This window comes from Shewanella gelidimarina (assembly GCF_023283945.1).
GTDB classification, from domain to species: domain Bacteria; phylum Pseudomonadota; class Gammaproteobacteria; order Enterobacterales; family Shewanellaceae; genus Shewanella; species Shewanella gelidimarina.
Window position 1 is genome coordinate 117,937 of record NZ_JAKIKW010000003.1, and the last position, 23,146, is coordinate 141,082.

General features: G+C 43.3%; 24 protein-coding genes. 13 read left to right on the forward strand and 11 right to left on the reverse strand.

Annotation, left to right across the window (positions count from 1 at the left end; genetic code table 11):
* Positions 1-180 precede the first annotated feature (180 nt).
* The 6 genes from pmbA to L2729_RS04010 all read left to right on the forward strand — a co-directional run bounded on the left by pmbA (position 181) and on the right by L2729_RS04010 (position 8,006).
* The gene (pmbA, locus tag L2729_RS03985) at positions 181-1,521 is read left to right on the forward strand and encodes a metalloprotease PmbA (RefSeq protein ID WP_248987081.1); all 1,341 of its coding nucleotides are present in this window, start codon (positions 181-183) and stop codon (positions 1,519-1,521) included.
* A gap of 429 nt (positions 1,522-1,950) precedes the next feature.
* Positions 1,951-2,295, forward strand: coding sequence for a metalloregulator ArsR/SmtB family transcription factor (locus L2729_RS03990; protein WP_248987082.1), 345 nt, complete (start codon positions 1,951-1,953; stop codon positions 2,293-2,295).
* Positions 2,296-2,328: 33 nt separating this feature from the next.
* Positions 2,329-3,366, forward strand: coding sequence for an ACR3 family arsenite efflux transporter (gene arsB / locus L2729_RS03995; RefSeq protein WP_248987083.1), 1,038 nt, complete (start codon positions 2,329-2,331; stop codon positions 3,364-3,366).
* A 186-nt stretch (positions 3,367-3,552) separates the two neighbouring features.
* Positions 3,553-4,575 carry an ArsJ-associated glyceraldehyde-3-phosphate dehydrogenase gene (locus tag L2729_RS04000; RefSeq protein WP_248987084.1) on the forward strand — a complete coding sequence of 341 codons (1,023 nt, stop codon included), beginning with the start codon at positions 3,553-3,555 and terminating at the stop codon, positions 4,573-4,575.
* A 423-nt stretch (positions 4,576-4,998) separates the two neighbouring features.
* A complete protein-coding gene (gene arsJ, locus L2729_RS04005; RefSeq protein WP_248987085.1) occupies positions 4,999-6,225 on the forward strand; it encodes an organoarsenical effux MFS transporter ArsJ in 1,227 nt (408 codons plus the stop codon).
* 410 nt (positions 6,226-6,635) lie between these two features.
* Positions 6,636-8,006: an alanine/glycine:cation symporter family protein gene (locus tag L2729_RS04010; protein WP_101089855.1), complete on the forward strand. Its 1,371-nt coding sequence runs from the start codon at positions 6,636-6,638 to the stop codon at positions 8,004-8,006.
* A 79-nt stretch (positions 8,007-8,085) separates the two neighbouring features.
* Here L2729_RS04010 and L2729_RS04015 read toward each other — a convergent pair whose 3' ends face one another.
* From L2729_RS04015 to L2729_RS04035, 5 genes are all read right to left on the reverse strand, one after another.
* Positions 8,086-8,265, reverse strand: a complete 180-nt coding sequence (locus L2729_RS04015; protein ID WP_248987086.1) for a hypothetical protein — start codon at positions 8,263-8,265, stop codon at positions 8,086-8,088.
* Positions 8,266-8,635: 370 nt separating this feature from the next.
* On the reverse strand, positions 8,636-9,331 hold the full coding sequence (locus L2729_RS04020; protein WP_248987087.1) for a TorF family putative porin: 696 nt from the start codon (positions 9,329-9,331) through the stop codon (positions 8,636-8,638).
* A gap of 261 nt (positions 9,332-9,592) precedes the next feature.
* Complete coding sequence (locus tag L2729_RS04025; protein ID WP_020910742.1) at positions 9,593-9,865, reverse strand: HU family DNA-binding protein; 273 nt, start codon at positions 9,863-9,865, stop codon at positions 9,593-9,595.
* Between the two features lie 137 nt (positions 9,866-10,002).
* Positions 10,003-10,800: a response regulator gene (locus L2729_RS04030; RefSeq protein ID WP_248987088.1), complete on the reverse strand. Its 798-nt coding sequence runs from the start codon at positions 10,798-10,800 to the stop codon at positions 10,003-10,005.
* 84 nt (positions 10,801-10,884) lie between these two features.
* Complete coding sequence (locus L2729_RS04035) at positions 10,885-11,271, reverse strand: hypothetical protein (RefSeq protein ID WP_248987089.1); 387 nt, start codon at positions 11,269-11,271, stop codon at positions 10,885-10,887.
* Between the two features lie 180 nt (positions 11,272-11,451).
* On the opposite strand from L2729_RS04035, the gene L2729_RS04040 reads away from it, so the two are divergent.
* Positions 11,452-11,961, forward strand: coding sequence for a DUF4240 domain-containing protein (locus L2729_RS04040; protein WP_248987090.1), 510 nt, complete (start codon positions 11,452-11,454; stop codon positions 11,959-11,961).
* Between the two features lie 130 nt (positions 11,962-12,091).
* Here the strand turns inward: L2729_RS04040 and L2729_RS04045 are convergent, their stop codons facing one another.
* Positions 12,092-12,400 carry a hypothetical protein gene (locus L2729_RS04045; RefSeq protein WP_248987091.1) on the reverse strand — a complete coding sequence of 103 codons (309 nt, stop codon included), beginning with the start codon at positions 12,398-12,400 and terminating at the stop codon, positions 12,092-12,094.
* A gap of 211 nt (positions 12,401-12,611) precedes the next feature.
* Here L2729_RS04045 and L2729_RS04050 point away from each other — a divergent pair, with 211 nt between their 5' ends.
* Positions 12,612-12,791 (forward strand): hypothetical protein, encoded by a 180-nt coding sequence (locus L2729_RS04050; protein ID WP_248987092.1) that lies wholly within the window; start codon positions 12,612-12,614, stop codon positions 12,789-12,791.
* Between the two features lie 140 nt (positions 12,792-12,931).
* Here the strand turns inward: L2729_RS04050 and L2729_RS04055 are convergent, their stop codons facing one another.
* Together L2729_RS04055 and L2729_RS04060 are read right to left on the reverse strand one after the other, a co-directional pair.
* On the reverse strand, positions 12,932-13,240 hold the full coding sequence (locus L2729_RS04055; protein WP_248987093.1) for a hypothetical protein: 309 nt from the start codon (positions 13,238-13,240) through the stop codon (positions 12,932-12,934).
* A gap of 288 nt (positions 13,241-13,528) precedes the next feature.
* On the reverse strand, positions 13,529-13,834 hold the full coding sequence (locus tag L2729_RS04060) for a hypothetical protein (RefSeq protein WP_248987094.1): 306 nt from the start codon (positions 13,832-13,834) through the stop codon (positions 13,529-13,531).
* 272 nt (positions 13,835-14,106) lie between these two features.
* Here L2729_RS04060 and L2729_RS04065 point away from each other — a divergent pair, with 272 nt between their 5' ends.
* On the forward strand, positions 14,107-14,631 hold the full coding sequence (locus tag L2729_RS04065; protein WP_248987256.1) for a DUF3016 domain-containing protein: 525 nt from the start codon (positions 14,107-14,109) through the stop codon (positions 14,629-14,631).
* A 2-nt stretch (positions 14,632-14,633) separates the two neighbouring features.
* On the opposite strand, the gene L2729_RS04070 is transcribed toward L2729_RS04065, so the two are convergent.
* Positions 14,634-16,403: a GGDEF domain-containing protein gene (locus L2729_RS04070; RefSeq protein WP_248987095.1), complete on the reverse strand. Its 1,770-nt coding sequence runs from the start codon at positions 16,401-16,403 to the stop codon at positions 14,634-14,636.
* Between the two features lie 160 nt (positions 16,404-16,563).
* Positions 16,564-16,875, reverse strand: a complete 312-nt coding sequence (locus L2729_RS04075) for a prephenate dehydrogenase (protein ID WP_248987096.1) — start codon at positions 16,873-16,875, stop codon at positions 16,564-16,566.
* A gap of 47 nt (positions 16,876-16,922) precedes the next feature.
* Between L2729_RS04075 and L2729_RS04080 the strand changes: the two genes are divergently transcribed.
* From L2729_RS04080 to L2729_RS04090, 3 genes are all read left to right on the forward strand, one after another.
* On the forward strand, positions 16,923-17,804 hold the full coding sequence (locus L2729_RS04080; protein ID WP_428848222.1) for a TraB/GumN family protein: 882 nt from the start codon (positions 16,923-16,925) through the stop codon (positions 17,802-17,804).
* Positions 17,805-17,935: 131 nt separating this feature from the next.
* The gene (locus L2729_RS04085; protein ID WP_248987257.1) at positions 17,936-18,769 is read left to right on the forward strand and encodes a MaoC/PaaZ C-terminal domain-containing protein; all 834 of its coding nucleotides are present in this window, start codon (positions 17,936-17,938) and stop codon (positions 18,767-18,769) included.
* 352 nt (positions 18,770-19,121) lie between these two features.
* The gene (locus L2729_RS04090; protein WP_248987098.1) at positions 19,122-20,834 is read left to right on the forward strand and encodes a formate--tetrahydrofolate ligase; all 1,713 of its coding nucleotides are present in this window, start codon (positions 19,122-19,124) and stop codon (positions 20,832-20,834) included.
* Positions 20,835-20,917: 83 nt separating this feature from the next.
* Here L2729_RS04090 and L2729_RS04095 read toward each other — a convergent pair whose 3' ends face one another.
* A complete protein-coding gene (locus L2729_RS04095) occupies positions 20,918-22,525 on the reverse strand; it encodes a mechanosensitive ion channel family protein (RefSeq protein ID WP_248987099.1) in 1,608 nt (535 codons plus the stop codon).
* A gap of 346 nt (positions 22,526-22,871) precedes the next feature.
* Here L2729_RS04095 and L2729_RS04100 point away from each other — a divergent pair, with 346 nt between their 5' ends.
* Complete coding sequence (locus L2729_RS04100) at positions 22,872-23,078, forward strand: hypothetical protein (RefSeq protein WP_248987100.1); 207 nt, start codon at positions 22,872-22,874, stop codon at positions 23,076-23,078.
* The last annotated feature ends 68 nt before the right edge of the window (positions 23,079-23,146 follow it).

A 23,146-nucleotide genomic window follows, 5' to 3' on the forward strand; every position in this document is an offset into this window, starting at 1 on the left:
CCTCTCAGGCGTTCCATTGACTTAAAAGGGAATAACCATTTCTTCATCAATGCGCCTTGAATTGAAAAGCCAGAGGGGCTCTGAAGTGACCAGATATTTAATGAGATTGGTATTATTTAATGTGATTGTTTTTTGGGTTTGTTATGCTTAAGTCATTACCGATTATTGAAGAGTAGATTTGTGTCCTCACCTAGCATTGATATCGAATTAGATTCCCTACAAGACGCCGTTTCAATGGCACTGGAATATGCAAAAACCTTAGGCACATCTGGTGCTGAAGTTGCGATTAGTAAGCAGCAAGGGCTATCTGTTTCAACTCGTATGAAAGAAGTTGAGACGGTAGAGTTTAATAAAGATGGTGCACTGGGGATCACACTCTTTAGAGGGGGTTGTAAAGGCAGCTCCTCGACTTCAGATCTCAGTCCTGCAGCCATTAAACAAGCGGTAAAAGCGGCCGATGATATTGCCCGTTTTACGTCAGCGGATCCTTATAATGGTTTAGCCGATAAATCACTGATGGCGACAAAGTTTCCTGATTTAGATCTATATCATCCGCAGAACATTTCACCTGAAGAGTTAACTCGTATCTCGATTTTGGCCGAAGAGGCCGCACTCGACACCGATAAGCGAGTGCAAACCTCTGATGGCGCCAGTGCCAGTGCCCATTCAAGTGTCAAGGTATACGGCAACAGCCATGGTTTTTTACATGGATATTGCAGCTCTCGATATAGCTTAAGTTGTGTTGCTATCGGTGAGATTGATGGTGGCATGCAGCGTGATTATGACTACACCATCGCCAGAAAATACAGCGAACTGTTAGCGCCAGAGTTGGTTGGAGCCTCAGCGGCCGAAAAAACGGCAGGCCGTTTAGGCGGTCGAAAGATTGCGACCACTGAATTACCGATTTTATTCTCTCCAGAGATCGCGACCGGATTGATGGGGCACTTAGTCGGCGCGATTAGTGGGGGGAGCATTTATCGCAAATCTAGCTTCTTGTTGGATGCTATCGACACTCAGGTTTTTCCGGATTGGTTTAGTATTGATGAGCAACCGCAATTAGTCGGTGCATTAGCCAGTTCGGCTTATGACAGCGAAGGTGTCGCGACCCAAGATCGTAAGATTATTGATAATGGTCGATTGGCCACTTATCTACTCACGAGTTACTCAGCCAGAAAATTAGGCCTGACCAATACTGGCCATGCGGGTGGGATCTATAATTGGACGTTGTCATCAACGGGGCAAACGTTTGATGAGCTCGTTAAAGAGATGGGCACAGGCTTGATTATTACCGAGGTAATGGGACAAGGCGTTAATACCGTAACGGGTGACTACTCACGCGGCGCCGCAGGTTTTTATGTTGAAAATGGCGTTATCTTATATCCAGTTGAAGAGATCACTATTGCTGGTAATCTAAAAGATATGTATAGCAATATTGTTGCGGTTGCGAAAGACAGAGATTTACGCTCGTCGATCCGTACTGGTGGGATCTTGATGGACAAAATGAAGATTGCGGGTAGCTAACGGGCTATCGTATATTTTAATATTAGGCTTCTTCGGAAGCCTTTTTTATGAGTGTTTTCTACCCGTCGTGGTCACCATTTCGTGATGGTTTACGGCTTCACTCTTATGTTTAAGTTCAGACTCTCGCCCAAACCAATAGATGAGGTGGAGTGCGTTTACTCGCTGCAAACCGCTACTTTCAGTTGTTTTACCTGCCTTAATGTTCGACCTATCATTATATAAATCATCTAGATACTAAACTTATAATGACTTAGTCAAACATTAACCTGTCTGCAGCGAATTTTTCAGAGTGAATAATATTTTTAAATCTCCACTTGAATATACGGTAAAACATATATATTATTTTTCATATATCCTATGTGTACAAAACTATATGTACAAAAACATGGCTAATCTGGTTTTCTAGACACCTTTTGCGAAGAGCACAATATGACTCCATTAGCTTTTTTTAAAGCACTCGCCGACGATACTCGACTACGCAGTATATTGCTGATCCAATCGGAATCAGAATTGTGCGTTTGTGAATTGATGACGGCACTCGATGACATCCAACCTAAAATATCTCGCCATTTAGCGCAGTTGAGAAAACTGGGGATGTTAGTTGACCGACGTCAGGGACAATGGGTTTTTTATCGTATTAATCCAGAGTTGCCGTTATGGGCAAGCGATATTTTGCAGACACTAGCGCAGCAACAACCTGAGTTAATCGAGATTAATTTGGCCAGGCTGTTACAAATGGGCGATCGCCCTGAAAGAGTATTGCGCTGCTGTTAATTGAACAATGATCATTATTATAGGTTTTAGATTATGGGTATTTTCGAGCGTTATTTAAGTGTGTGGGTTGGGTTAGCCATCGTTGTAGGTGTGTTTTTAGGCAATGTGATGCCGGGTGGGTTCACGCAAATTGCTGGGCTTGAGTACGCCCATGTTAATTTGGTTATTGCGGTTTTAATCTGGGTAATGATCTACCCCATGATGGTACAGATAGATTTTTCTGCAATAAAAGATGTCGGTAAAAGTCCAAAGGGGCTGGTGCTGACATTGGTGATCAATTGGCTAATTAAACCGTTTACGATGGCGGCGCTGGGTTGGCTGTTCTTTAAAGTTTTCTTTGTTAATTTTGTTGATCCACAAACGGCGAGTGAATATATCGCAGGGATGATTCTACTCGGCGTGGCACCTTGTACTGCAATGGTATTTGTCTGGAGCCAATTAACTAAAGGTGATCCTAATTACACACTCGTGCAGGTGTCAGTGAATGACTTGATTATGGTGGTGGCCTTTGCGCCCATCACGGCGTTGTTGTTAGGTGTGAGTGACATTCAAGTTCCCTGGGAGACATTGCTGTCATCCGTTGCGCTTTATGTGGTGCTACCGTTAGTGGTGGGGGCGGCTACACGCTATTTGTTGCAGAGAAAGGGCGATGATAGCCAATTAAATGCATTTGTGGCTAAGCTAAAGCCTTGGTCTATGGTTGGCTTACTGGCCACTGTGGTATTGCTGTTTGGTTTTCAAGCCGAAACCATTATGAGTCAACCTCAAGATATTTTTCTAATCGCAATTCCGTTACTGATCCAAACTTACGGCATTTTCTTTATCGCTTTTTATGCGGCAAAGAAGATGAAGCTAAGCCATAAAATTGCAGCTCCAGCCTGTATGATTGCAACCTCTAACTTTTTCGAGTTGGCAGTTGCGGTCGCTATATCATTGTTTGGCTTGCACTCCGGGGCTGCGCTTGCCACTGTGGTGGGAGTGTTGGTTGAAGTGCCTGTGATGTTATCGCTGGTGGCAATATGCAATCGCAATAGACATCTGTTCGTTGCGGACGAAGTATCTGCAACTTAGGGTCTGTTGAACTCGATAACTGAGTTTTGTTGGTCTCTTTTTATAATTGAGAAGCAACATTGATAAGCACTCGAAGGGTGGTAAAAACAACCTTGTCAGATCAACGACCCTTGTAAGACAAAGTGATATTTATTTGAGTTTAAAAACTCTATTTGTATTTAAAAAATTTAAGGTTGAGAAACGACAATGACAATCAAAATTGGGATTAATGGCTTCGGCAGAATGGGACGCTTGGCATTAAGAGCTGCGTGGCAGAATCAGGATGTTGAGTTTGTACAAATTAATGACCCTGCAGGTGATGCTGCGACATTAGCGCACCTGCTGACATTTGATTCGGTGCACGGTCGTTGGACTGAAGAGGCAATCGCCGAAGGTGATGACATTGTTATTGGTCAACGTCGTATCGCGACTACTGGCAATAAAACCATTGCCGCGACTGACTGGTCAAATTGCGATGTGGTGATTGAAGCTTCCGGTGTCATGAAAACCAAAGCGCTGTTGCAAGCTTATCTTGATCAAGGCGTCAAAAGAGTGGTTGTCACCGCGCCAGTCAAAGAGGATGGCGTACTTAATGTGGTCATGGGCGTTAACCAGCATCTTTACAATAAGGATATTCACCCTATTGTGACGGCAGCGTCATGCACTACTAACTGCCTTGCGCCTGTGGTGAAAGTGATCCATGAAAAAATTGGGATTAAGCATGGCTCGATGACCACCATACATGACATTACCAATACTCAAACCATTCTTGATGCGCCGCACAAAGACCTAAGGCGTGCCCGCGCCTGTGGTTTAAGCCTAATACCAACGACCACCGGCAGTGCTACCGCTATTACTCATATTTTTCCTGAGCTAAAAGGTAAGCTCAATGGCCATGCCGTGCGCATTCCACTTGCCAACGCCTCACTCACGGATTGCGTGTTTGAGTTAGTGCGTGAAACAACTGAAGTGGAAGTTAACGCCTTGCTAAAAGCTGCGGCAGAAGGAGAGTTGAAAGATATTCTTGGTTTTGAGGAGCGTCCATTAGTGTCGGTTGATTACAAAACTGACCCGCGCTCAAGCATCATCGATGCACTATCGACGATGGTCGTTAATGGCACGCAAGTGAAGCTGTATGTGTGGTATGACAATGAGTGGGGCTATGCCAACCGCACAGCTGAACTGGCCATTATGGTGGGTAAGTTAGATAAGGTCGGAAAAGCAGGATAAAGCAGGGAAAGCAGGATAAAGCCGAATAAAGCCGGAAGAGCTGGGAAGGGCTAAGACGGGAAGGGCTGAGACGGTAAGGGCTGAGATGGTAATGGCTAGGATGGGAATCGAACGTGCTTTGCCTGATAGCATTCGTCAGTATCTACTGGTGACGGGGTAAGTTATTTGTGGGGGCTTTACCTTCGTTTTTGTAAATCTAACCGTTTATCACTTTGGTTAGCTTGTTATTCGTGTATAAAAATTATGAGGGTTGGTGAACAGTGTTAGCTAAATACCGTGCTTTGCCTGATAGCGTTCGTCAGTATTCGTTGGTGACGGGGCAAGTTATTTGAGGGGGCTTTACCTTCGTTTTTGTAAATCTAACCGTTCATCACTTTGGTTAGCTTGTTATTAGTGTATAAAAATTATGAGGGTTGGTGAACAGTGTTAGCTAAATACCGTGCTTTGCCTGATAGCGTTCGTCAGTATTTGTTGGTGACGGGAAACTACTGGGCGTTTACCTTGACCGATGGCGCGCTGCGTATGCTGGTGGTGCTGCACTTTTATGATTTAGGCTACACCCCGTTAGCGATTGCCATGTTGTTTTTGTTTTATGAGATTTTTGGGGTTATCACTAACCTAGTCGGTGGCTGGCTAGGCGCTAGGCTTGGCCTGAATCGCACCATGAACATAGGTTTAGGCTTGCAGATAGTCGCGCTGTCGATGTTATTGCTACCAAGTGCTATGTTGGCGGTACCTTGGGTCATGGCTGCTCAGGCACTCTCTGGTATCGCAAAAGATCTTAATAAGATGAGTGCGAAAAGTGCGATTAAAACCTTAGTCCCCAAAGATGCCGAAGATAAGCTGTATCGTTGGGTTGCGATGCTTACAGGTTCTAAAAATGCGCTTAAGGGGGCAGGGTTCTTTTTAGGTGGCGTGTTATTAACGGTAGCTGGCTTTACGGGGGCGGTGGCCATCATGGCGACGCTACTGTGCATTGTTTGGCTATGTAGCATATTCAATTTAAAAGCGGACTTAGGTAAGGCGAAATCTAAGCCTAAATTCACCGAAATATTTTCAAAAAGTCGCCGGGTTAATATCCTTTCAGCAGCCCGTTTGTTCTTATTTGCGGCTAGAGATGTGTGGTTTGTCATCGCTCTGCCAGTGTTTTTAGCCAGTCAATTAGGTTGGGAGCATAGTAGTGTTGGCGCCTTTTTGGCATTGTGGGTCATTGGTTATGGTGTGGTTCAGTCCGCGGCGCCGTTAATCACCGGACGCAATAGCGCAAAGACGCCTGATGGCGCGAGTGCAACGCTATGGGCTGGATTATTGACATTGGTGACAGCAATATTAGCCGTTGTGATGTTTACCGGCTGGATTGATCTACAGTTTGCATTAATCTCAGGTTTGATGCTGTTTGGTGCGGTGTTTGCCATCAACTCTTCTCTACACAGCTACCTTATAGTGAGCTACGCTGGTGATGACGGTGTCTCACTCGACATTGGTTTTTACTATATGGCGAATGCAATGGGTAGGCTTATCGGGACCATACTGTCTGGTTGGGTGTATCAAGTTGCAGGGCTTGGGGCTTGTTTGGCGGTTTCAACGATCTTTTTACTCCTTACTTATATCATCTCTTTTAAGCTACCCAGAACAGATCCTGCTTTGTGATAAATAATCGCAGTTTTGAAACAAGTCCGAAGCCACGCTTGTTGGCTGTTGTTACTGCATTGCTGGCTAGTGTTGCTGCATTGTAGGCTGCTTGTGGAGAATGACTAAACTGCATAGCCTCCCCTTGGGTAAAAAAACCAAGCGGCAGCATTATAAATATTCATGAAATTCAATGCCATATAGTTTCTTTGGGCGCTATTGTCATTTTCTTCAAGTGCCTTTCTCTCGTGTAGCCTTTTCAAAGGTTAACATTTCGTTGTACTCTGTTTGACCCGATGCGTATTGTTTGAGCTAGCGCAATCGGTGAGGACCTTTTGACCTTGCTCTCATAGGGAAGATCAAAAAGCCCTAAACACTTAAAATAAAATTATAAAAAATAACTATAAATAATCTGTATCTACGAGGTCTGAATGGAAGCTATTACTGAATTTATTGGCATGATTAACGGTGTAGTGTGGGGGACTCCTATGCTGGTCTTGATCCTAGGGGTAGGGTTATTTCTCACTGTTGGTTTGCGTTTTATGCCGATTTTAAAGCTGGGCACCGGCTTTAAATTGTTATGGTCAGGTCGTATTCCTGACAAAGATAAGAACATGAAAGGTGAGATTAGCCCGTTTAACGCGCTAATGACGTCGCTTTCCGCAACTATCGGTACGGGTAATATTGCGGGTGTTGCTACCGCTATTTTTATTGGTGGCCCAGGTGCACTTTTTTGGATGTGGTGTACGGCATTAGTCGGTATGGCAACCAAATTCGCAGAAGCGGTGTTAGCGGTAAAATACCGTGAAGTTGATGACAATGGTAACCACGTCGGTGGCCCAATGTATTACATCAAGAATGGCCTTAGCTCTAAGTGGGCTTGGTTAGGCACTGCATTTGCGTTGTTTGGTGCACTGGCTGGGTTTGGTATTGGTAACACCGTACAGGCTAACTCAGTCGCTGATGCGTTAAGCAGTAACTTTGGCGTACCAAGCTGGGTTACCGGTGTGGTGCTGATGGTCTTGGTAGGTGCAGTATTGATGGGCGGTATTAAACGTATCGCTGATGTTGCCGGTAAACTCGTACCGATTATGACGATATTCTATATAGGCGCTGGCATCGCAGTACTGGTCGTTTATGCTTCTGAAATCCCAGCAGCATTCGAACTGATTATCCACAGTGCCTTTAACCCTGTCGCGGCTCAAGGCGGTTTTGCCGGTGCAGCAGTTTGGGCCGCTATTCGCTTTGGTGTGGCACGTGGTGTGTTTTCTAACGAAGCGGGTCTTGGTAGCGCGCCAATTGCTCACGCTGCAGCGCAAACAAATAACCCCGTAGCTCAAGGCTTAGTGGCGATGTTGGGGACGTTCATTGATACCTTAATCGTTTGTACTATTACTGGCTTAGCGATTATTGTGTCCGGTGCTTGGACTTCGGGTGAAAATGGGGCAGCATTGACCTCTTTTGCTTTCTCTCAAGCGTTTCCATTAGGCAATTATGTCGTGGCTATAGCCTTGAGTGTGTTTGCATTTACAACCATTTTAGGTTGGAGCTTTTACTGTGAGAAGTGTGTGCAGTTCTTGTTTGGTGTAAAGGCGATTAAGCCCTTTAGAATTCTTTGGACACTAGTAGTGCCATTAGGCGCTGTGAGTTCATTAGAGTTTATTTGGCTGTTAGCGGATACACTGAATGCGATGATGGCAATACCGAACTTAATCGCTTTGGCATTGCTGAGCCCGGTGGTATTTGCGTTGACGAAAGAATACTTTCTCAAGAAGCGTGAAACAGAGGCTGCAGAGCAGTAAGCTTTTTAACTAGGTTTTTTGGTATTACTAAGCTCCTGGATTTGATTCAGGAGCTTTTTTTGCGCTTATACCAATGAGATTAAGCCCAAAATTCATCTTCGCCCATCGCTCGGTTGAGCTGGGTTTTTTCTAAATAAGCTTCTAAGCGTTTCTTTACATCTTTCTTATGCGCTAAATCATCAGCAGCCTGTTTATTTTTTGGCGCTGTAAATGATTCCATCTCTGCATCGTTGGGCACAAAATCTAGTATCTGAGCCATCACGAATTCCTCTCAATTGAGTACCTATTTCCCTGATCCTTAATCGTTGTCGAATAAAGAAAATATTATTGATACATATAGGTTAATAACAGATTTTATCGTGCTCATATTGACAGTGGTTACTGCCACATTAGTGAGCGCTTAAGAAAGAATTTAGCAGGCAATTAGCCAAAAATATGCGATCTATGTAACAAAATTACAGTTTCACGAAATTAACGGCATAAAACACTATTTATCGAGGCGTTGACTGAAATTTAATAACAATGAGAAAAGCTGTTGAGCGTAGATAAACATTTCATTAAGGGCCACTGTTGTTGCTAGAAGCTACGCTAGAAATAACAAAGCCCTTAATGAAAAACGTATTTAAAGACTACAAGTCGAAACTGTAGCTATAACCGACAAGAACTTTAGCATCATCATCTGTTAAGTCTGTATCACTGACCATAAAAGAGACAGTACCAAAATCGGTGTCTTTACTGAGAGCAATCGAATAGTCAGCGTAGTTGTCTGTACTGTACCAAGCCGTCACAACGTCGCCCATTGAGTAACCGTAGTGCGCTGCAATAGAGAGAGTGTCTGAGATGGGGTAGGTCAATGTTGTTTGCACATAGCCCATGTCTTTCTCATCTAGTGTGGGGTCGCCTATGACATCACCTCCGGCGTTGACCACGTGTGCGTAGCTTACTTCAATCCATTTCCAGCTTACCGCAACTGTAGCTTCGCCAAAATCGATGCTGTCGTCAGCATCTGGGTAAGCATAATAAAGATAGCTAATATCATAGCCAAACTCATCGGCTATGCTGCCAGCAAAGCCTGCATAGAAATCAACCTCATAACTGGTCTCATTACCAAAATCGACATTTGATGCCCATGTTCCAGCGTAAAAGCCGACGTCGTGGCTGTAATCAATGCCACCTTGAACAGCTACAGCATCATTGGTTTGGGTAATACCGCGCCATAAGTAGTTAGAAGTGGCGCCAATATTGGCTTCTACTGCGGCATTTGCCGATAAGCTTATTAGCGCAGTTGCAGTCACGGCTGCGGTATTGGTAAGTAGCTTGTTCATTCTCTTCCCCTATAAATATTATTTTTGTCATCGTCAAAGAGGATGTAGCAAAGACCAAGCCAGAAATTTTAATGTTATAAAACAGATGGTTATTTGTACTGTTGCTAATTTGCTAATTGGAATTGATTCAATCTAGGGCAGGTGGCACTGGATGAGTGCAAAGTTGAAGTGAAAAAGGGTTGAACTTGCAGTGGTAGCCGATTAGCAGGCATAAAAAAACCTCCTAATTAGGAGGTTTTATATAAATCACAAGAGTTGTGATTAGTTAACGCTATCTTTAAGCGTTTTACCCGCTTTAAACTTAGGTACGGTAGCCGCAGGGATCTGGATTTCTTTGCCAGTCTGTGGGTTACGACCTGTGCGAGCAGCACGCTCTGATGTTTCAAAAGAGCCAAAACCAACAATAGAGATTTTCTCTCCATTCTTCATCGCTTCTGCAACAGTTTCTTCAAAAGATTTTAACGCACGTGCGGCTTCAGCTTTAGTGAGTTCCGCAGATTCAGCCATTTTTGCAACAAGTTCAGTCTTATTCATTTGAATCGTCTCTTCTTTCCGTAGATTTATTTATTAGTAGCGTTATGTAACATGCCACAAGCTTTTGCATTTGAAAAGAGCTTTAAGTGGATGAAATGACCTTTAAAGTCAAAAACAGGAAGGATTTCTCAATTTTTCTACTCTTCAAGCAGTTGATAGAGGATTTGTTTGACAACTTGAGGTTCAAAAGGCTTATCACAAAGTGCATTCACACCCGCTTGTGAAACGTTACTCAGGTGAGTTTCGTTAGCTTCAGATGACACCATTAGAATAGGAACATGAGATTGCTCGCTATCATTACGAATAAATTGGGTTAATGCTAAACCATCAACGCTGGGCATATTGTAATCAGTGATGACCAGATCAAACATCTGCTGCTGCAGTATTTCAATGGCTTCTTGGCCATCTTGAGCCTCGGTTATCATTCGTAAGCCCAAATTGGTAATCGTACGCTTAATGACATTTCTTGCCATCTTGCTGTCATCGACGACGAGCACTCGCAGATCTTGTACATCGAAGTGGGTGAGGTCTAATTCGTCGTGGCTTAGTAGATCAATCGTGGCGTTGAGTGCTTTTCCGAGGTGGATTGAAGTAAAGGGCTTAGGGAGAATAGCGACAACGCCTGACTGACGATAGCTTTCTAACTGCTCGCGGCGACACTCGCTAGAAACCAGCATAAACTGGATGTCACTAAACTGCTCTGATGATTTGAGTTGTTTTAGCAACTCTAATGCGGTGCCATCTTCAAAGTGCATTGCACTGGCAACCAGATCTGGCTGGTGGCGCTTAATAATACTGAGTGCCTGCTCAAGGTTGGTGGCTGTTTGGATCTGTTTCACGCCCTCTTGTTCTAATCGGTTAACGATAATTTTACGTTGAGTATCTGAAGGCTCAACGAGCAATATGGAGAGTTCGCTAGGTTGTAAATTGCTCATAAATAGCTTTACCACTTGTTATTATTATTTATTATATGGTTGATTTTAAACATTATAAATCGATGTCGTTTATCAGTTTTGAAACTATTCTTCTTGTTTAAAGTAACGCTTTGTTTTTTGACTAAAGGCGACCCAGTACTGGAAGCTCATGGCGATTAATGCAGAGATAACAATGGTACTAATAGGAATGTTTCGTCCTTGGAAAACCACTTTCACATCTTCAGGCGTAATTTGATAAGCAATGATTGCGGCTGTAGCCAGTGCGAGCAGTGCCACTGTTTGAATCGCTAGGTATATTTTTAATAACACAACAGCCCAAAATTGACGTAGTACCAGCCCGTACAACACTGGAAACACACCAAGGGTGAACAAGTCGTATGTTTGTGTTGTCGCGGTGCGCCATAACGCTACAAAGGCAACCAAGACATATATAGCCATTAAAATTGCCAGCATTGGGTGAGGTTTCTTCATTGGATACCTAATTATTGACGCATTAAGCGTCGTCGTGCTTGAGGGAGATAACGGTGAGTGTAAAAAAATCAGTGCGGCGAGTCCATACAATCGCTCATTTAGTTTTAATTGCCAAGCTTGGCTATTTTATCGGGTATTACGCTAGAATAGCGTTATACCACCGTATTTTTAGAGAGCACAATGACAGAGTCACAGTTTTGGGAACTGGTTACCCGTACATCTCCTCAGCAAAATCAAACAGATTTAGCTGAGTCATTAAAGCAAAACCTGAGCCCGCTGAATAATGATGAGCTTCGTGATTTTGACAAGATCTTTGGCCAGCAAATGCGTCGTTCGTATTCGTGGTCAGTGTGGGGGGCTGCCTATATCATCACTGGATGTGATTCTGAGTATGCTTTTGCTGAGTTTCGCTGTTTTTTGATCTCACTGGGAAAACAGTGGTACGACACTGTTGTCGAGTCGCCAGATGAGCTTGGTAAGTTACTTGAATGGCCTGAAAAAGATGGTTCAGCTTATCCTTTTCTCGATGAGTATGACTTGATAGCGGGTCAGCTCTATGAAGAGCGTGCGGATGATGAGCTTCCTTATGTGCCATCAGGACAAGCTTCCCCTGTAGGGAAGAAATTTTCACATAAGAAAAAACAACTAAAAGCGACCTATCCAATCCTAAGTGCAGCTTTTCCGTTTTAGTTTATCCTCGAAAGGCAGGATTCAGCTTATCGATAAGTGACAGAGTTCTATGTATGAAGTCGCTTGGGTGTATGGGGAGTTAGAAACCAAAAAACGAGGCTATGCCTCGTGTTTGTGATATTAAGTTCGCTTAGTCGACGCAGGCGCTTACTTCACTGTCGAAATCAAAACCGTGAGCCTCACAAGTCAGCTCCATAAACTCTTCTTCTGAGTCGCTGACTTGGTCATCAAATTCAGCCTGAATTTTGTTCTCTAACGCAATATCTGATTGAGCCTGCTGCTCTGCTAGGATCTCAAAGTGGCCGTCCACTGCTGCTTGCTCTGCAGGGGTAAAGTCATTGGCATTTGCTTGGCCGATGAAGCTCAATGAGAAAAGTATTGCTGCAAAAAATGCCATACGGCCAGAAAATGGCAGTGTTGTAATGTTTGAGTAGTTCATATTGGACTCCAAATATTAATCAGTAACCAGTTTAGGAACCGTTGACTCTTAACGACGATTTATAGCTCGTCAGCTAAGAGGTTTTCCTCTGGGGATGTGTTTGCTTGATACGTATGTTAACGAATACTTCATGTACCAGAGCTGAACAAAAAGTGAGCTGTTAATTGATTGCGTTGAACTTCAGGTTTTTATCATATTAAAACAGCTGGTTATGTATTTTCTTTACGGGGAATATGACTTGATAGCGGGTCAGAACTATGAAAATAGTGCTGATGATGAGCTTGCTTATGTGCCTACAGGGCAAGCTTCACCTGCGGGGGAAGAAGTTTCACATAAGAAAAAACAACTAAAAGCGACCTATCCAATCCTTAGTGCAGCTTTGCCAATTTAGTTTATCCTCAAATATCTTCGAAAGGCAGGATTCAGCTTATCGATAAGTGACAAAGTTCTATGTATTAAGTCGCTTGGGTGTATGGGGAGTTAGAAACCAAAAAACGAGGCTATGCCTCGTTTTTGTTATATTAAGCTCGCTTAATCGACGCAAGCGCTTACTTCACTGTCGAAATCAAAACTGTGAGCCTCACAGGTCAGCTCCATAAACTCTTCTTCTGAGTCGCTGACTTGGTCATCAAATTCAGTCTGAATCTTGTTCTCTAACGCAGTATCCGATTGAGCTTGCTGCTCTGCTAGGATCTCAAAGTGGCCGTCCACTGCTGCTTGCTCTGCAGGGGTAAAGTCATTGGCATTTGCTTGGCCGATGAAGCTGAATGAGAAAAGTATTGCTGCAAAAAATGCCATACGGCCAGAAAATGGCAGTGTTGTAATGTTTGAGTAGTTCATATTGGACTCCAAATATTAATCAGTAACCAGTTTAGTAACCGTTGACTCTTAACGACGATTTATGGCCCGTTAGCTAAGAGGTTTTCCTCTGGGAATGCGTTTGCTTGCTACGTATGTTATCGAATACTTAATGTACCAAGGCTGAACGAAAAGTGAGCTGTCGATTGATCGTGCTGGACTGTCGGTTTTTATGAAATAAAAACAGCTGGTTACCGATGGAGTTTTTCTTTGTGATTGATATTTTAAAATTGCAGTTAAAGGAATTCAGTTTAAGTCGCTTAACAACACTTACTCATTAGTCATTGTTTCACAATGAAATCCTTGTCGCATAGAGTCGAAGCTACAGTTAAGGCCACATTCCCAAACAACATTATTGAGTTGCTCTGACTGTTGTTCTGAAAATGCCTTGCAGCTTGGGTAATCGTCGAAATCATCGGTTTTTTCATATTTACTTGAGTTATAGCCATTCTTATAAATGAAAGCGGACCAAGTTTCATAAGATGAGGTCTGTTCTGTTTGATTGATGCTAATAATTGTCCACACTAAACCTGTAAACAACAGAATGACAAAAATGACAGGTGCAAGTTTCTGCATATTACTATTTCCAATTTATTAGATAGCGATTTATTTTAGACAGCATAATATTAAGTACTAATAATGCAAACTAAGCATTGATTTTGGTTAGCTAAAGCCAGTTTTGATGCAATTTGATGCAACAAAGCACCATATAGTGTGGTTAACTAATATAATACTGCGGTATGTTGGCATTTTACATTAAGCACTGATTCAGCTTCGGTCGTTTATCATTGGTAAAGTAAAACGTACCCCTTTGTTCAATCGTGGAGGCAAATATGAATTTTAAACACATACTGGTTGCAGGACTATTGCTATCTGGGTCAATGTTATCAGGTTCAACATGGGCTGCTGATGAAGTCGTTGAAAATCCAGTGACTGAAGAAGGCATCGTTAAAGTCGAGTGGCAAGATCCAAAGAGCTTTCGTGATGTTAAGGCTAGCAGTGATATCCAATCCCGTTTTGAGAATCGTACGTTTAAAGAGTTAACTAAAAATTTAAATAAAGAAGCCGCTAAGATTTTAAAGCCTAATCAAAAGCTTGAAATGGTTGTTACAGACTTAGATTTAGCGGGTGATGTTAGACCTACGTTTGGTGCGACAATGAATGATTTACGGGTGATTAAAGATGTTTATCCACCCCGTATCACCTTTAGTTATAAAGTGACTGAAGGCGAACATGTCATCATAGTTGGCGATGAAAAATTAACCGACCTTGGCTTTATGCACTCTATTCATAAGGCTAATAATAAAACTAATCGGTATGAAAATGCGTTACTCACATCGTGGCTAAAAGAGACTATTAAGCCAAAAATTTAAACTTAAAGCCGTGCTGACAGCGCGGTCACGTTAAGCACCTTTTCCTTGTGCAATTGAAATAGACTAAATAAGCCACTGGCTTGTTTAGCCTGTTTTTTTGCTAGAGCACTATAAACGGACAGTTGGTGTTCATTGCAATTTGAGGTGACCTGCGGTGGTAAAATGCCTGCCGTTAATGTGATTAAGGCGTGATAACAGGTAACGCCTTCTCTGTCATCTGCCAGCATCCGTTTATCCTGCCAATGCTCATCGGAGTAAAATAGTGACTTCACGGCTTCAAAGTCACTAATGATGGTGAGTGCTTGCTGCTGAATATCATCGCAGGTGCTAATGATGACGAAGTCGTCCCCACCAATATGGCCGATAAAATTATCGCTACTTCGTTGACGTTGTAATAATCGTGATACCTCCATAATGACTTCGTCTCCACGACAAAAGCCGTAAACATCGTTATAAGGTTTAAAATGAGATAGGTCAAAATATGCAAGGTAGAACGGTTTGTTTTGCTGTTTTAAGCGTTGTAACTCCTGTTGAATTGGAATATTCCCAGGTAACCCCGTCAGAGGGTTCGCATGACGAGCGACGGTAATTTTTTGTTCAGTTATCTGTGCCAAGAGATCTTTAGTATGACCAATCCCCAATAGTCGCCCTTGTTTTAATACAATAAACTGTTGCGCTACAAGTCCGGTTGACTCTGATGTTAGACGTTGACTGACTTGAGATAAAGGCTGGTGAGCTTCAATCTGAATCACATTGGTATCGAGAATGTCATCAACGGGTTGGTGTTCATGTAGTGATCGACCGTAAGGCGTACTAAACAGTTCTATAACGTGAGATCGAGCGATCAACCCTATCACTCGTTGTTGGTCGACGACGACAATGGCTTGTACAGCGGGTTGCTGATTAAATTGCTCGTCGATAAGTTTTAGCTTAGTGCCTGATTGGCAAGTAATCGCACTGCAGCTGAGGCTTTCTGCTGAGTCTGCAAACCGAATATGGTAAGGAATGGGCTCAATGTTATCTTTGAGGGTAATGCTTCGATTTGGCGACGCTTCTGGTCGACCCAGTAGGTAGCCTTGACAGTAGATAATGCCCAACTGTTTTAATACCGCGAGCTCTTTTTCTGTTTCAATACCTTCAGCAATAACTTTGCAGCTTAGGTTTTGGCATAGATTGACAATAGAGCGCACGAACTCCTGTTTAACCGGAGACGAGTCAATTGAATCAATGAAGTGCCTATCAATTTTGACGTAATCTGGTGCAAGCTCTGACCATAGTCTCAGGCCAGAATATCCCGCTCCAAGATCATCAATAGCAGTGAGAAACCCTTGGCTACGGTAGTGGTTTAAGCAAGATTTGAGCAGATCGATATCATCGGCGGGGTACTGCTCTGAGAGCTCAATGACCACTTGAGAAGGATGGATCCCCAATTCCTGCACCAAGCTTAACGTGAGACCCTTAGCGTGATTGGGTTCCAGCAAGGCTTTAGGTGAAATATTGATGAACAACTTGCCTGATAGTGCAATATTGTTGAATTGTTGGATGGAGATCCGTCGGCAGAGGCTTTCAAGTTCAGATAAGCGTCCTTCGTGGGCCGCTGTTTTAAATAGTGGTACAGGAGAGTAGAGCGGGCTATGTTCGGGTCCACGGCTGAGCGCTTCGAAACCATGAATTTGATAGGTTGAGATATTACAGATGGGCTGAAAAACGGCTTTGATTTTCTCTCGATCGATGATCTTAGCGAGTTCACTTTTTAGATCAATAGCGGTCATGTGTTCTACTCAATATTTAAGAAGTAGAGGATTGTATGACGCTTGGATGACATTAAGATTTCAAAAAATCAATCCATTAACATTTTTTCACGCTTTCACTTACCTTAATGGTTATAAGGTAAGTGCCGGTTTTGTCAATGGATCGACTGACCCTATAAGGCTATTTTGTGTTGGCTTTAAAAGTCTGCATCGTTTGCAATAATAGGCCAAGCTTACGGACGTAGCTTTCTAATCCCGTCGCCATGGTTTCAGGTTCGTGGCTCATCGCGTCCATTTCAGCAGCGAGTTCTGTTACATAAGGCTGAAAGCGATTGCTACTGGTAGAAAATCCCTCGTCCTTAGTGAAAATAGTATTAAACTTAACGTGGCCGGCTTTTTTGAGCCCATCGAGTCTTGTATCTGCATCGATAGCTTGACGGTAGGCGGTTTGCAAACTGGCTTTTAGTTGCTCGATAACCTGTGTGTGTGGCATAACAGCCTCTCATTTTAAAATTTGCTGAATTATAAGGGGCAAGTATGTTGGCAACAAGTATTCAGAAAGGTTTATTATCGATAGTTGGCATGTGTTGTATCGTTGTAGCCCAAATAGCCAGCGCTGCGCCAACGGATAAACCGCCTTTCTACCAAGTTTCTTATCAAGGTAAAACCGCCTATCTATTGGGCTCTATCCATATTGGTAAAGCTGATTTTTATCCATTAGCGGATCAAATTGAACAGGCGTTTGCGACATCAAAAGCAATTGTCGTAGAAGCTGATGTTCGCGATGCTAACATTGCAGCATTATTACAAACATATGGCGCTAAGCAATTCCCCATTGATGATAAAACCAAAGGCGTATTAGCCAGTTACTGTAAAGATAAAGCCAACTTATGTGCCGCTTTAAGCAGCTATGCACCCTGGTTACAATCAATGCAACTGAGTGTGGGTCGCTACACAGCTCTGGGATATAGTGCGCTTTATGGCGTGGACTCAGTGTTAGTTGCTCAAGCAGATAATAGACCTGTATATGAGCTCGAAAGCACCGAATTTCAGTTTGAGTTGCTGTCATCTTTTAGCGCAGAGACGCAGTGGGAGATGGTACGCGAAGCAATAGAAGCACCAGATGAGGATATGCTAAAACTTATTTCGGCGTGGCGCCGTGGCGATGAAGCTGAGTTGGCAGATTTAATGGAAGGAGAGATGCTCCGCGAAGGCAATACTGAAATGGTAGAGAAGATGCTGTGGGACCGCAATAAGGGCATGGCTAATAAAATCGAGGAACTGATGACATCTGCTACAACTAAACAACCTTTATTCATTGTCGTTGGGGCCGGACACTTAGTGGGGAGTCGGAGTGTACAGTCCTACTTGGAGCCAATGGGTGTGAGCAGTAAAAACTGTTGGCAAACCACCTGTAGTTGAAGCAATTGCTCATCGTGATTATCGGCTTTTTCTGTTTTAGGGTATAATCTGCGGATCGTTTATTTTTTGTCTGTGTTTTAATGTAAGGTTTGATTAGTTTGACTGAAGAATACTGTATTGATTTAAAGGCTATGCCATCGCTGTTTTCGCTGTATCGAAAGATATTTTTTGGGCGCAAACCTGGTTGGGATGAACAGCCGCTGCCTATGATTAAAGTAAGCAGTCCAAATGTGGCATTGTCCGCAGAAAAAGTTGAGCAGTATGCCAAGGTATGCGGTTTTGATTTTGATGGTCAAACGTTACCGCCGACTTATTTGTATGTAATGGCGTTTAGATTACATGCGGTGATTTTCACTCATGACGCAATCACATTTCCTTTGCTTGGTATGCTCCATTTAAAGAACAGCATCACCTTATATCGTCCGACAACGGTTGCTGAAAACTATGATATTGAATGTTCATTAACGACCAGCCAAATGACCGACTCTGGCTTGGAGTTTGAATTGGTATCAAAAGCGTTTGTTGCCGGCGAGTTAGTCTGGGAGTCACTCTCAACCTACCTATATCGCATTGAAGGTAAAACTAAGCGAATGCGCCCACCCAGAGCCAGTGATATCAACTGGGATACTGCCCAAGCATGGAGCTTAAGTGAAGATTTGGGCCGCCGTTACGCCAAAGCATCAGGCGACTATAATCTTATCCATCTGCATCCAGTATTGTCTAAACGCTTTGGATTTGATCGTATTTTAGCGCATGGCATGTGGTCTAAAGGCCGCTGTATTGCAGAAGTGATGCCGGAAATTGTGGCTAAACCTTGTAAGATTGATGTTGCCTTTAAATTACCCTTATTTATGCCTGGTAACGTCAGCTTTGCGGCGGAACAAAAACAAGATAGTTTGATATTCGAGCTAAGAGATCAAAAAGGTCGACGTCCGCATTTGACCGGTGAAATAACCTTTTTATAAAGCATTGGTCATGATAAAAAAAGGCGCTATATTGCGCCTTTTTCGATCTAAACCCAGACAATTTCCAATGCTGTTTTCAGAACTGCGGTAGGAAAGTGAAACAAGGCAGTGATTGAGATAATGGTTATTCCAATTTAGATTGTAATGCCATTCGCCAAAAGCCAGCCATAGTTGATTTTCATTGAAAATCGCTATTCTGCATGATCTACTCCTGTCATCTGGTGATGATTTTATTGATGTAGATTACAAAAAGCTAAAATAGCATTCGCTCACTATTCAACCTCGGTTTCAGATCCTCTATATTGCACTCGTGACTCTACCTTATCTTAAATAAAACAGTGGATACCTACAAATGCTGTCAGATATACAAATTTCTAGTGAGCATACCTGCAAACCGATTGCGGATATCGCCACTAAACTCGGCATTATGGACTCTGAATTGTCCCTCTATGGCGCTAACAAAGCCAAAGTTTCCCTCACCGTTGCCCGCCGCTTGGCTGACAAACCTGATGCCAAGCTTGTGATCGTGACCGCAGTAACACCGACACCTTTTGGCGAGGGAAAAACGGTAACCACGATTGGTTTGACGCAGGCGATGAATGCCATTGGGATAACAACCTGCGGCTGTATACGCCAGCCAAGCATGGGACCGGTATTTGGTATTAAGGGCGGTGCTGCAGGGGGCGGCTACGCACAAGTGGTGCCAATGGAGGAACTCAATTTACACCTTACTGGCGATATACATGCGGTGAGCAGTGCGCATAATCTCGCTGCAGCGGCTATTGATGCTCGTTTGTTCCATGAAACAAGACTCGGCGCAGAAGCATTTTCCAATGAATCAGGTTTAACAGCGCTCAATATTGATGTTGAAAACATTCTTTGGCGCAGAGTGGTGGATCATAATGAGCGTAGCCTAAGGCAGATTGAAGTCGGTCTTGGCGCGAACAATGGCCCAGTACATGCCTCAGGTTTTGATATTACTGCGGCATCGGAGTTAATGGCGATTCTAGCATTGAGCAAAGATCTTCAAGATCTACGGCAAAGAGTGGGGCGGCTAGTGCTGGCACTCGATCTAGAAGCAAATCCGATTACTGCAGAAGATATCGGTGTGGCAGGCGCCATGACTGTGATAATGAGAGATGCGATTAAGCCAACATTGATGCAGACGCTCTCTGGCGACCCTTGTTTTATTCACGCGGGTCCTTTTGCCAATATTGCCCACGGTAACTCCTCGATTATTGCCGATGAATTGGCAGCAAAATTGGCTGATGTGGTGATAACGGAAGCTGGCTTTGGCTCTGATATGGGCTTTGAGAAGTTCAGTAATATCAAAGTCAGAGAATCTGGCTATAAACCGTCAGCAGCAGTGGTTGTGGTCACGCTAAAAGCGCTTAAGGCCAATAGCGGTATTGAATCTGATATTGCGATAGACCAACCTGACTTGGCCCGTCTAAAAGCAGGTTTCGCCAATTTAGAATGGCATATTAATAATGTGCATCAATACGGCGCACCCGTCGTGGTTGCTATTAATCGTTTCCCAACGGATACCGCCGCAGAGCTTGATTGGTTACAAGCAGAAGTGAGCCACACCCGTGCCTTTGGTTGTGAGATCAGTGATGCTTTCGCTCACGGCTCCGAAGGAGGCGTTGAGTTAGCAAAGATGGTTTATGCTGCTACCCAATTAAAATCTGAATTTAAATGTCTATACAAAGCGGAAGATAGCTTAGAGGCTAAATTGATGACGTTAGCTGAAGTGGGATATGGTGCGGCGAGTGTTGCTATGTCAGATAAAGCTAAGCAGCAATTGGCTTGGCTAGGTAAGCATGGCTATAGCCATTTGCCAGTGTGTATTGCTAAAACGCCGATGTCTATCAGCCATGATGCAAGCTTAAAGGGAGTACCTGCGGGTTTTGAGCTGCCTATCAATGAACTCAGGCTTAATGCTGGTGCAGGCTTTATAACGGCTTTAGTGGGGAAGGTGATGACGATGCCTGGCTTGGGAATTCGCCCTGGTTACTTAAATATCGACATCGATAGTAATGATGAGATTATCGGCTTAGCTTAAGTGACAGCTGATCTTCATTGTTAGATTTTAATTAAAAAGCCCCGCCAGCAAATGCTCGCGGGGCTTTTAGCTAATACTACAATCTAGGTCTCTTGGTAGATATGGACATCGCGTTGTGGGAACGGAATACTAATCCCTTCAGCGTCAAAGCGCATTTTGACTTCACGGGTGATATCCCAATAAACGTCCCAGTAATCAATAGGCTTAACCCATGGGCGTACAATAAAGTCGACTGAAGATTCACCTAACGTGTGTAGCTTTATCATTGGCTCAGGGTCTTTGAGCACTTTAGGGTGCGACATCATGACATCGTTCAAGACTTTTTCAGCATGTTCAATGCTGTCGCTATAACCGATGCCAAACGTTAAGTCGACTCGACGTACTTGCTCAACAGTGATGTTGTTAATGGTATCGCCCCAGATCTTATTATTGGGGATGATTAACCTTTGGTTATCTAACGTTTTGATGGTGGTTGAAACAAGGCTCATATGACTGACTCGCCCAGTGACGCCGGCGGCATTAATGAGGTCATCCACATCAAAGGGACGGTAGATCAAAATCATCATGCCAGAGGCGAAGTTAGACAAGGTATCTTGCAAGGCGAAACCAATAATCACACCCGCGATACCAAAACCTGCAAGCAGCGGTGCCAGCTCAAACCCGAGCTGTGACAGACCAATTAATAAGCCTAAAGCAAATACTGCTTTTCCCGACAGTGAAATAAAGAAATCTTGCAGTAAGTAGCTGAATTTAAGCTTAGAATTGCTCACGGTTTTTTGTATGATGCGCTTAACCACTTTTCCTATCAGGCTTGATAGAAATAAGATGAGACTAAAAATGATGAGTTTAAACACCACACTGGCACCATTTTCTAAGGCTTGAGTCTTAGCAATCAATATCCATTCACTCAGCAGGCTGCTCGCTACATCAAAGTTCAGCACATCTTGAGTAATGTCGCCTGAGATACTAAATAAAGTTTGTTTATATACTGCAGTATCTTGGCCTAGTTCATCTAACATTTCGATTGCTGTCGATAAGCTGGTAGAGCTTCGTTCAAGACGCTCTTTTAGCTCGACAACGATAGCAGTTTGTTCACTGCTAACATCTTTACCCGCAACCGTTACATCCGCGATGGCTTGTGCTAATCGCGATTGGTTGTAGTGTACAAAGCTATCGAGGTCATTAGCCCGCTCCGCGATTGTCGCAATAAATTGCTGATTCTTGGCTTCAACATCAACCCCAGCAATAGCAGCCCAAGTCAGTAGTTGCTTTTCTGCGACGTAGAGTTTGTCTTGCTCGCGTTCTATCTGCACCAACTGCAGCATTATGTTACGGTCATTATCCGCACCAACTTGACTCATCAACGTCTTTTTTTCGTTTTTGAAATAGTTTTCAACTTGATTGGTAAATGCGAGTTGCTTGACGATATAAGGCTTTAGTAACTCAAGTTTAGGCGGTGTTTGTTCAATCTGTTGCTTCAGGTTTTCCTGTAATAAGGTGGCATTGCGACTGATGCGGTATTCAATAAATGATTTTATTTCTCCCTTGGTGCCCGTTAATACTTTTACATCACTATCAATAGCGCTTTGGATCCTGTTTAGCTCAATCGTGAGTGGCTCATCATTTGCCGAAGCGATGGAGGAGAATAAGCATAAGCCGATAAAGAGCAGCTGGGTAAGCAATCTATGCATTTGTGGATATCCGTTAGTTCCCTGAAGTAACTATATTATTACTCAGATTTAACAGTGTCGATTTGTTATTTTGATTTTATGATGACTTTGAGCAATAAAAGGTCTGACTAAGGCCCAAATCTGTTAGAATTGGCGGCCAGTTTTGGGCCCTAAAGTGCCAGTTTCTGGGGGGTGTTCGTCATACGACAACCTTAACTAACTAATTATATAGAGAGAAGCGCCTGTGATATGTGCACATTGTTCTAAGCCTTTCGCCATAGATAAAATCGTTAACCAAAGAGGAAAGGGCCTAAATGGTGAGATCCAGTGTCCACTTTGTGACGCTTGGTTGGGTAAAAGTGCACCCATGGCACGCGTTAAAATGGCGAGTTTTTATATTGGGTTTATGGCAATAGTGTGGGGATATTTCGATGAGACTATGCGGACGGTCTGTATCCCGGTGACAATATTTGCAGTGATGTTACTGTTGGTAAGCCATATGATGGATCATATGAAAGTCATCGAAGCACCAGAGAGAGTTGATGACAGCGAAGAAAGGCAGAAATACCGTTAAATTCTGATGACTCACTGCCATCAGAATAGAGGCTTATTGAGCAGCGAGTTACACCTTGGCTAATTCAA